Here is a 9,582-nt window from a genome sequence, read left to right on the forward strand (position 1 = left end):
GGAGTGAGCCTGCTCGCGATAGCGGTCTGACAGTCACTAGCACTTCAAAGCGACCGCGCAATAATCTCCTTCATGATCTCATTGGTGCCGGCATAGATCCGCTGCACCCGCGCATCCGCCCACGCCCGGGCCACCGGGTACTCCCACATGAAGCCGTAACCGCCATGCAACTGCACGCACTCGTCGAGCACCTTGCATTGCAGATCGGTGCCCCAGTATTTCGCCATCGCCGCCGTCGGCACGTCGAGCTTGCCTTGCAGGTGCAGCTCCAGACATTTATCGACGAACACTCGGCCGATCTGAATTTCCGTGGCCATCTCGGCCAGCTTGAAGCGGGTGTTCTGGAAGTCGGCAATGGCTTTGCCGAAGGCCTTGCGATCGCGGGTGTAATCAAGCGTCCATTGCAACGCAGCTTCAGCTGAAGCCAGGCCACCGATCGCCACCGTCAGACGTTCCTGAGGCAATTCCTGCATCAGATAAGCAAACCCGGACCCGGCCTGCCCCAGCAGGTTTTCTTTCGGCACGCGCACGTCCTGGAAAAACAATTCCGACGTGTCCTGCGCCTTCATGCCAACCTTCTCAAGGCGCTTGCCCTTATCGAAACCCGGCGTACCCGCTTCCACCAGAAACAGGCTGGTGCCCTTGGCGCCGGCCTTTGGGTCGGTCTTGGCCACCACGATCACCAGATCCGCGAGAAAGCCGTTGGTAATGAAGGTTTTCGAACCGTTGATCACATAGTCGTCACCGTCCAGCACAGCGGTGGTCTTCACACCTTGCAGATCGGAACCCGCCCCCGGCTCGGTCATGGCGATGGCCGTGACCATCTCGCCCGAAACCAGTTTCGGCAGGTATTTGTGCTTCAGCGCCTCGCTGCCGTAATGCAGGATGTACGGCGCGACAATGTCCGAATGCAGCGAGAAGCCGATGCCGGTCAGGCCCAGTCGCCCGACCTCCTCGATCACCACCGCACTGTAGAGAAAGTCCGCCCCCAGGCCGCCGTATTCTTCCGGCAGGTGCGAGCAGAGCATCCCCGCCTCCCCGGCCTTGTTCCACAGTTTGCGGTCGATATGGCCCTGTTTCTCCCATTGCGCATGGAACGGCACCGCCTCTTTTTCGAGGAAGGTGCGGACGCTGTCGCGAAACAATTCGTGCTCGGAGCTGAACAAGGTTCTGGGGATCATGCGGCACCTTTCTTTGTTGTTGGCGGGAGATGGCCTTCAGAGACTAAGCCTCCCCTCTGACACAGGACACTGGACACATCCGACAAAAAATAAGACGATCCAGCCGTCTGGTGACCACTTTCCCTTATAAAAACAAAACAAAAGTTGAATTATGTCCAAGCAAGTCTCCACGCCCTTGCGGCGCGTCAGCATCCTGGCAATCGACCGGGTTTTCGCCTCCACTCTCATGCAAGCCAAGGATTTCTTCCATCTGGCCAGCCTGCGTTATGGCAAACAACTGGGTCACGGCCTGACACCGGCGTTTGAAACACGCCTGGTCAGCCCCGACGGCAAACCGGTGAACAGCTTCAGTGACGTGGTAATGCCGGTCGACGGTGGCCTGGAAAACGCCGACGTCATTATCCTCCCGGCGTTCTGGGACGATTTCGACACGCTGTGCGGCCGTTATCCCCAAGTGTTGCCCTGGCTGCGTGAACAGCACGCTCGTGGCGCGGTGTTGTGCGGCGAAGCCACCGGGGTGTTCTGGCTGGCCGAGGCCGGCCTGCTCAACGGCAAGGAAGCGACCACCTACTGGCGTTTCTTCAATGCATTCGCCGAGCGCTTTCCCAAGGTCTATCTCAATCAGGACAAGCACCTGACCGATGCCGACAACTTGTATTGCGCCGGCGGCACCACGTCAGCCTGCGACCTGTACATCTACTTGATCGAGCGTTTCTGTGGGGCCAACGTCGCGCAAGCCGTGGCCCGCGACATTCTCTATGAAGTGCAGCGCAGCTATGCGCCGGGACGCATCGGTTTCGGTGGGCAGAAGCTGCATCAGGACGTGATTATCCTGCAGATCCAGCACTGGCTCGAAGAGCATTTCGCCGACAAGTTCCGCTTCGAAGACGTGGCCCGCGAGCACGGCATGAGCATCCGTAACTTCATGCGCCGCTTCCAGACCGCCACCGGTGACAAGCCATTGCATTACCTGCAACGCCTGCGTATCGAAACCGCGAAAGGTTTGCTGTCCGGCAGCCGCAAGAGCATCAAGACCATCAGTTATGAGGTCGGTTACGACGATGCGAGCTTCTTTGCGCGACTGTTCCGGCAGCACACTGAACTGTCGCCGAATCAGTATCGACAGCAGTTCCAACAAGCCGCCTAACCCTCCCCCCCGTTGATCGTTCCCACGCTCTGCGTGGGAATGCTGCCAATGGACGCTCTGCGTCCGCCCCGGAATGTGACGCAGAGCGTCACGGTATGCATTCCCACGCGGAGCGTGGGAACGATCAGTGTGCGCGGGCCGGTGAATTCGAGATAAAAAAAGGGCCTGCAATTGCAGGCCCTTTTTTGTTTCGCGATTCTGCTTAAGGCTTGTGCGCCCGCGACAGGAATTCGTGCGATTGCATCTCCAGCAGACGGCTCAGCGTACGCTGGAATTCGAAGTTCAAACGGCCGCCGGTGTACAGATCCTTCAACTCGACTTCAGCCGAAATGATCAGCTTCACGTTACGGTCGTAGAACTCGTCGACCATGTTGATGAAGCGGCGCGCAATGTCGTCAGTGGTGACGCTCATCTGCTCGACACCGCTTAGCAGCACGGCGTGGAAGATCTTGCCCAGTTCGATGTAGTCGTTCTGGCTACGCGGGCCGTCGCACAGCTCACGGAAGTCGAACCACGCCACGTCGTCGCACGTACGCAGGGCACGGATTTCGCGGTTCTCGATCATCAGCACATCGTTTTCGACCGCAGCAGTGCATTCCGGCGTCAGCGCCTTGAAGCTCTTGCGCAGACTTTCGTGAGCAGCTTCGTCGAGCGGATAGTGGAACAGCTCGGCTTGTTCGAGGTGACGCAGGCGGTAGTCGACGCCGCTGTCGACGTTGACGATCTCGGTATTCTGCTTGATCAGCGCAATCGCCGGCAGGAAACGCGCACGTTGCAGACCGTCCTTGTACAGGCCGTCCGGAACGATGTTCGAGGTCGCGACCAGGGTCACGCCGTTCTTGAACAATTCTTCCATCAGCGTGCCGAGGATCATCGCGTCGGTGATGTCGGAGACGAAGAACTCATCGAAGCAGATCACCCGCGACTCAGTCGCAAAGCGCTTGGCGATGATGGTCAGCGGGTTTTTCTCGCCGCCGAGGGTTTTCATTTCTTCGTGCACACGCTTCATGAAGCGGTGGAAGTGAGTGCGGGTCTTTTCCTTGAACGGCAGCGCTTCGAAGAAGGTGTCGACCAGGTAAGTTTTGCCGCGACCTACGCCGCCCCAGAAGTACAGGCCCTTGACCGGCGTCTGATCCTTTTTGCCAAACAGTTTGCTCAGCAGGCCCGGCTTGTTCTGATCGGCGGCGATCAGATCGTCGTACAGGCGCTGCAAATGACGCACAGCAGTTTCCTGCGCGGCATCATGGAAGAAGTCCGGGCGTTTCAGATCAGCTTGGTATCGTTCTAGGGGCGTCATAATTCGTTAGCAAGGCAACAAAAACGGGCCGTCACTGTAGCGACGGCCCGTGGGAATGGCAATCGGCCCTTGGTCGGACCGTGCCGCCGATTAGTCCTGAACCGGGGTCAGCGCGGCGCGCAGCGCCTCGATGGCCGCATCTCGCGCAGCAGTGTCAGCGAATGCCGGGCTGTCGCCAACGCACTCGCCTTCCAGCCAGACGCTGAAGCTCAGGTCTTCGCTGCGAACGTCCAGCGGCTGGCCGGATTGCAGCTGTTTGGTCACCTGGCCTGCGGCTTTGCCGTCGGCGAAGTTGCGCGACAGCAGCAATTGCTCGCCATCGGCCGCCAGCAGACGGAAACGGAAGCTGCCGTCGTCTTCACGGAAGCTGACGAAACGCGCGGCTTTCGCAGCTTTCTTCTTGGTGGTCGCGGCGACTTGCACCTGATTGACGAAGGAACGCAGGCCCACCGCTTCACGCAGTTCATTGAGGAACGGCGTTGCCACGGCACGGGCTTTCTTGGCGCCGATCTGCAGGATATCTTCCAGATCTGCCGGGCGCTCGATCAACTGGTGATACTTGTCGCGCGCTTCGCCCAGTTCGTTGTCGAGCAACTGGAACAGACGGTTCTTCGCCTCGCCCCAACCCAGACCGCCCAACAATTCGCTGCGGAACTCGTCAGCCTGCGCCGGTGTGGCGAAGGCCTGGAATAGGGTGAACAGGTGCGAGTTGTCCGGATCCTTGGCTTCGCCTGGCGCTTTGGAGTCGGTGACGATCCGCGAAATCGCGTCCTTCATCTCTTTGGCGCTGGAGAACAGCGGAATGGTGTTGTCGTAGCTCTTCGACATCTTGCGACCGTCGAGGCCCGGCAACGTCGCCACGCTCTCTTCGATCAGCGCTTCGGGCATGGTGAAGAATTCTTTGCCCTGACCGAACAGGTGGTTGAAACGCTGGCCGATATCGCGGGCCATTTCAACGTGCTGGATCTGATCACGACCGACCGGCACCTTGTGCGCGTTGAACATCAGGATGTCCGCCGCCATCAGCACCGGATAGCTGTAGAGGCCCATGGTGATGCCGGCATCCGGGTCTTCACCGGTTTCGACGTTCTTGTCCACCGAGGCCTTGTAGGCGTGCGCGCGGTTGAGCAGGCCTTTGGCGGCGACGCAGGTCAGCAGCCAGGTCAGCTCAGGGATTTCCGGGATGTCGGACTGGCGGTAGAAGGTCACGCGGTCGACATCGAGGCCACCGGCCAGCCAGGTCGCGGCGATTTCCAGACGCGAGCGCTGGATGCGCAGCGGGTCATCGCATTTGATCAGGGCGTGGTAGTCGGCCAGGAAGTAGAACGAATCGGCATTGCTGTCGCGGCTGGCGAGGATCGCCGGGCGGATGGCGCCGGCGTAGTTGCCCAGGTGCGGCGTGCCGGTGGTGGTGATGCCGGTGAGGATACGGGTACGGTTCGTCATGGGTAATCGCTTGTCAGACTGCAATCAATTCGAGAGACGCGGCAGGATCAGATCCTTGAGATCGGTCAGCTTGCCATGAAAAAAGTGTCCGCATTCTGCCACTTTCAGCAGCTCATGGGGGCGCTGGAGTTTTTCCGACCAGGCGTAGACCAGTTGCGGGTCGATGACTTCGTCGGTTTCCGGCTGGATCACGGTGAGTTCGCCGTGCTGCGGCAGTTGATCCTGCTCGCCCAGACGCATCACCGCCGGCGCGACCATGAACAGGTGCTTGAGCTGCACGCCTTGCGCTTCGAGTCGACCGCCGAGACTTGCTGCAACAAATCCGCCGAAGGAGAAACCGAACAGGGTCAGCGGCAGATTCGGGTGTTTTTCCCGCAGCCACTTGGCCGCCGCCTGGGCGTCGTCGACTTCACCGGTGCCCATATCGTGCGCGCCTTCGCTGGCGCCAACGCCGCGATAGTTGAAGCGCAAGGTAATCAGACCTGCGTCGCGCGCGGTGCGCTGAAGGGTCGAGACAACCTTGTTGAGCATGGTGCCGCCCTGCACCGGGTTCGGATGGCAGATCAGCGCGATGCCGATCGGCTGCTCGTTATCCAGGTACAGAGACTCAAGTTGACCCACCGGGCCGTCAATCACTACAGGGGTTTCACGCATCAGCAAGGAAGGAACTCCGTGACCTCGAATCGGGTCGACTCGTCTAGCAAATTGTCTGTGCCAATCTATTGCGAGTGAATCGCGGTATACAGCGCAGGTTCGAGCCGTTAACGTAAAGCAAAGCCGTTTATAGAGGAAGGACTCGTGGAACACTCGCTCTTAGTTTGGTTGTTACCGACTCTTGCCCTGGTTGTGGGTGTCGCCATTGGATTCCTGATCGCGCGCGTTGCGCCGAACGCCGCGCCGAGCCGTACGCAGCGTCAACTGGATGATATCCAGGAGCGTTTCGACAGTTATCAAAACGAGGTGGTCACCCACTTCAACAGCACTGCGATGCTGGTCAAGAAGCTGACCCAGAGCTATCAGGAAGTGCAGGATCATCTCGCCGAGGGCGCCAATCGTCTGGCCCTGGACGAGCAGACCCGCCAGCGCCTGATCGCTGCCCTGCACGCTGACGCGGCAGTCGCGCCACGCGAACGCCTGACGCCACCGCGCGATCAGGAGCCGCCGCGCGACTACGCACCGAAGACCCCGAACTCGCCGGGCATGCTCGATGAGCATTATGGTCTGAAGAAGTAATCAGTCTTCGCTGAAAACAAAAAGCCCCCGGACAGTGATGTATCCGAGGGCTTTTTTGTATCCGATGATTTGTGCCTGATTGTTATGCCCCCTTCGCGAGCAAGCTCGCTCCCACAGGAATTGATGATGTACACAAAAGTTGTGTTCCACACCTAACCCTGTGGGAGCGAGCTTGCTCGCGAAGGGGCCGGCACAGGCCAGACAAAAAAATGCCCGATCACAGGACCGGGCATTTTTTTCATTCTGACAAGCGCTTACGGATACTGCTGAACCGTACCCGGCTGCTGTTGCTGCGGAGCACCATACTGCTGGCCCGGGATCGCCTTCAGGTTGACTTCAACCCGACGGTTCTGCGCCCGGCCATTCACATCACCGTTGCTGGCAATCGGGTTATCCGGACCGGCGCCACGGGCCGACAGGTTGGCGCCGCTGACACCTTGCGAAGTCAGGTAAGTCGCCACGCTCTGCGCACGACGCTGGGACAGGTCCATGTTGTGCTGGCGGCTGCCGGTACTGTCGGTGTAGCCGACAATTTCGATCTGGTTCTGGTTGAATTCTTTCAACGAGTTGGCCAGGTTGTTCAGCGGCTGGTAGAAGCTGGACGCGATGTTCGCCGAATCGGTAGCGAAGGTGATGTTGCCCGGCATGATCAGTTTGATCTGATCGCCTTGGCGCTGCACTTCAACGCCAGTGTTGGCCATGCTCGCGCGCAGTTTCTTTTCTTGCTGGTCGGCGTAATAACCGTAACCGGCGGCGGACGCACCCACCACCGCCGCACCGATCAAGGCACCTTTGCCGCGGTTGTCGTGACCGATGGCGGCACCGGCCAGTGCGCCGGCGAGTGCACCGAGGCCGCCGTATTTGGCGGTTTTGCTCATTCCTTGGGAGCCACCGTCGGCCTGGCCCTGATTGTCATACGGGTTAGGCGAGGCGCAGCCGGACAGCAAGGCCACGGCAGTAGCGACAATAATCAAACGACGCGTGGTGAACATGGAGAGCTCCTGGTTTTTCGCATTCTGTGGTGCAGCGGCCACTGGGTTAATGGACTTGTGCGGGCGTTGGATCATGACAATGCACAAAAATTCCGCCGGGCACTCGTGACAAAATATTCAGGCGCGTACAAACGGGTTTTCGCGCATTTCATCACCCAGGCGCGTATCCGGCCCGTGTCCGGTAATCACGGTCGCGTCCTCGTCCAAGGTGTACAGCCGCTGCTTGATCGAACGCACGATGGTCGCCTGATCGCCGCCCCATAAATCCGTGCGCCCTACGCCGCGACGAAACAACGTGTCGCCGGCTATCAACAGCTTAGCCTCGGAAAACCAAAAGCTCATGGAACCGGGTGTATGTCCCGGCGTGTGCAGGGCAACACCGCAACCGCAGGCCAGTTCCTCATCGTCACTCAACCAGCGATCTGGCGATGGCACCGGTGTGTACGGCACACCGAACATCTGGCACTGCATTTCGAGGTTGTCCCAAAGGAACTGGTCTTCCTTGTGCAAATGCAGGGTCGCGCCGGTTTTTTCCTTCATCTGCCCGGAAGCGAGGAAGTGATCGAGATGCGCGTGGGTGTGAATGATGCTGACAACTTTCAGGCCATGCGCATCAAGGCGCGCCATGATCAGGTCAGGATTGCCACCGGGGTCGACGACGATGGCTTTTTTGCTGATCGGGTCGCCGATGATGGTGCAGTTGCACTGGAGCGGGCCGACGGGGAAGGTTTCGCGAATCAGCGCAGAAGTTGGGGCAGGCATGAACATCCTCGACAAACGGCAATTAACGTTTCTCAGGATTCTACTGCAAGGGCCGATAAAGAACGCCAGGTCAGATATTTGGCGCCATTAATCAAAAAATAATGGCCTAATGATATCAAGTACACAAATTCTGGTGCAAAATCGCATTTTTTTGTAGCGGTCGCATTCAGGAAGGGCCGCATAGTACTCAGGAAATTCCGCATGCCAACGCCCAAGACTTATTCCTTCGCCTTCCCCGCCTCATTGACTGGCAGCGCTATCGTCGACAGCCTAATTTCCGGTAAGTTTTGGCTGGGATCCGGCTGGAATCCATCCGGGGCGACTAATTTGAGCTACAGCTTCATGGCGCCGGTAACGTCATACTTCGTCACCGACTACAGCCCAAAAAATGAATACAACGCTCTGTATGAGCTGACGACAGCACAGAAAACTGCAATAACCGGTGCGTTGGGCGCCTGGAGCGCGGTTGCCAACCTCAATTTCACGTTGACCAGCGACACCCTGACCAACGTTGGCGACCTGCGCTTTGGCGGCTATCGGTTGATGGATGACAAAACCGCGGCCTGGGCCTACTTTCCTGAGAATCTACCTGCGGGAGGCGATGTCTGGGTCGGCGAGGCAACCAACGACCCGAATCCCGTTAAAGGCAGTTACGACTTCATGACGTTCGTGCATGAAATCGGTCACGCGTTGGGCCTCAAGCATCCGTTCGACACCAGCGCTACCAACAACACTCTGCTGGACCCTTCGCTCGACGACGTGCACTTCACAGTGATGAGTTACAACAGTAACTATTCCTATCAGCCGACCACGCCGATGGTTCTGGACATCCTTGCGATCCAGAGCCTGTACGGCGCCAATATGGCGTGGCAGACCGGTGACAACGTCTACAAATGGGCGGCGAACCAGTCGATTTTCGAAACAATCTGGGATGCCGGTGGTAACGACACGATCGATGGCAGCAATCAGCTTGCTGCGGTGTCCATCAATCTCAATGAAGGTGCTTACAGCCAAATCGGCAAGGCTTTCGTTGACCTGAATAATATGACGGCGATCAATGATGGCCTGGCGATCGCGTATGGGGCAAAAATTGAAAACGCCACGGGTTCTGCCTTCGACGACGTATTGACCGGTAACACGCTGAATAACACGCTCAATGGCGGCCTGGGCGCCGACACCATGATCGGCGGCGCAGGTAACGACTCCTATTACGTCGACAACCTCGGCGATGTCGTCGTCGAAACCGGCACCTCACTGACTGAAATCGATCGAGTCTTTGCCTCCATCGACTACACCCTGGGGAGCAACGTCGAGAACGTTCTGCTCATCGGCTCTGCCCTCAATGCCACCGGCAACGAACTCAACAACCGCATGACCGGCAATGACGGCAACAACACACTTGATGGTAAGGCTGGCGCTGACACCATGCTCGGCGGTCTGGGTAACGATACCTATATCGTCGACAACGCCGGCGACACCATCATCGAAACCAGTACTCTGGCTGGCGAAATCGACACCGTACGT

The 9,582-nt window shown here is 58.5% G+C and carries 9 protein-coding genes; 3 read left to right on the forward strand and 6 right to left on the reverse strand.

What is annotated here, in order from left to right; genetic code table 11:
• Positions 1–44 precede the first annotated feature (44 nt).
• Entirely contained in the window at positions 45–1,181 is a 1,137-nt protein-coding gene (locus tag BMY54_RS08020; protein ID WP_093430695.1) for an acyl-CoA dehydrogenase family protein, read from the reverse strand.
• A 250-nt stretch (positions 1,182–1,431) separates the two neighbouring features.
• On the opposite strand from BMY54_RS08020, the gene BMY54_RS08025 reads away from it, so the two are divergent.
• Positions 1,432–2,328 (forward strand): GlxA family transcriptional regulator, encoded by an 897-nt coding sequence (locus BMY54_RS08025; protein WP_175555647.1) that lies wholly within the window; start codon positions 1,432–1,434, stop codon positions 2,326–2,328.
• Between the two features lie 202 nt (positions 2,329–2,530).
• Here the strand turns inward: BMY54_RS08025 and zapE are convergent, their stop codons facing one another.
• The 3 genes from zapE to BMY54_RS08040 form a co-directional block, all read right to left on the reverse strand.
• On the reverse strand, positions 2,531–3,625 hold the full coding sequence (gene zapE / locus BMY54_RS08030; protein WP_093430696.1) for a cell division protein ZapE: 1,095 nt from the start codon (positions 3,623–3,625) through the stop codon (positions 2,531–2,533).
• Between the two features lie 90 nt (positions 3,626–3,715).
• The gene (locus BMY54_RS08035) at positions 3,716–5,071 is read right to left on the reverse strand and encodes a tryptophan--tRNA ligase (protein WP_093430697.1); all 1,356 of its coding nucleotides are present in this window, start codon (positions 5,069–5,071) and stop codon (positions 3,716–3,718) included.
• A 24-nt stretch (positions 5,072–5,095) separates the two neighbouring features.
• Complete coding sequence (locus tag BMY54_RS08040) at positions 5,096–5,725, reverse strand: alpha/beta hydrolase (RefSeq protein ID WP_093430712.1); 630 nt, start codon at positions 5,723–5,725, stop codon at positions 5,096–5,098.
• 144 nt (positions 5,726–5,869) lie between these two features.
• Between BMY54_RS08040 and BMY54_RS08045 the strand changes: the two genes are divergently transcribed.
• Positions 5,870–6,304: a Z-ring associated ZapG family protein gene (locus BMY54_RS08045; RefSeq protein WP_007917055.1), complete on the forward strand. Its 435-nt coding sequence runs from the start codon at positions 5,870–5,872 to the stop codon at positions 6,302–6,304.
• A 254-nt stretch (positions 6,305–6,558) separates the two neighbouring features.
• Here the strand turns inward: BMY54_RS08045 and BMY54_RS08050 are convergent, their stop codons facing one another.
• Both BMY54_RS08050 and BMY54_RS08055 read right to left on the reverse strand, forming a co-directional pair.
• Positions 6,559–7,296, reverse strand: coding sequence for a YiaD family glycine zipper/OmpA-like lipoprotein (locus BMY54_RS08050; RefSeq protein WP_093430698.1), 738 nt, complete (start codon positions 7,294–7,296; stop codon positions 6,559–6,561).
• Between the two features lie 117 nt (positions 7,297–7,413).
• A complete protein-coding gene (locus BMY54_RS08055) occupies positions 7,414–8,058 on the reverse strand; it encodes an MBL fold metallo-hydrolase (protein ID WP_093430713.1) in 645 nt (214 codons plus the stop codon).
• Positions 8,059–8,259: 201 nt separating this feature from the next.
• Between BMY54_RS08055 and BMY54_RS08060 the strand changes: the two genes are divergently transcribed.
• Positions 8,260–9,582, forward strand: a 1,323-nt coding sequence (locus BMY54_RS08060) for a M10 family metallopeptidase (protein WP_139213388.1), incomplete at its 3' end; no start/stop codon positions are given.

Origin of the sequence: Pseudomonas sp. ok266, assembly GCF_900110195.1 — a bacterium.
Classification (GTDB): Bacteria; Pseudomonadota; Gammaproteobacteria; order Pseudomonadales; family Pseudomonadaceae; genus Aquipseudomonas; species Aquipseudomonas neuropathica.

Bases quoted from the DNA above. Each gene is read 5' to 3' on its own strand.
- BMY54_RS08020 (WP_093430695.1), bottom strand. From the start codon at position 1,181: ATGATCCCCAGAACCTTGTTCAGCTCCGAGCACGAATTGTTTCGCGAC.
- zapE (WP_093430696.1), bottom strand. From the start codon at position 3,625: ATGACGCCCCTAGAACGATACCAAGCTGATCTGAAACGCCCGGACTTC.
- BMY54_RS08035 (WP_093430697.1), bottom strand. From the start codon at position 5,071: ATGACGAACCGTACCCGTATCCTCACCGGCATCACCACCACCGGCACG.
- BMY54_RS08040 (WP_093430712.1), bottom strand. From the start codon at position 5,725: ATGCGTGAAACCCCTGTAGTGATTGACGGCCCGGTGGGTCAACTTGAG.
- BMY54_RS08050 (WP_093430698.1), bottom strand. From the start codon at position 7,296: ATGTTCACCACGCGTCGTTTGATTATTGTCGCTACTGCCGTGGCCTTG.
- BMY54_RS08055 (WP_093430713.1), bottom strand. From the start codon at position 8,058: ATGCCTGCCCCAACTTCTGCGCTGATTCGCGAAACCTTCCCCGTCGGC.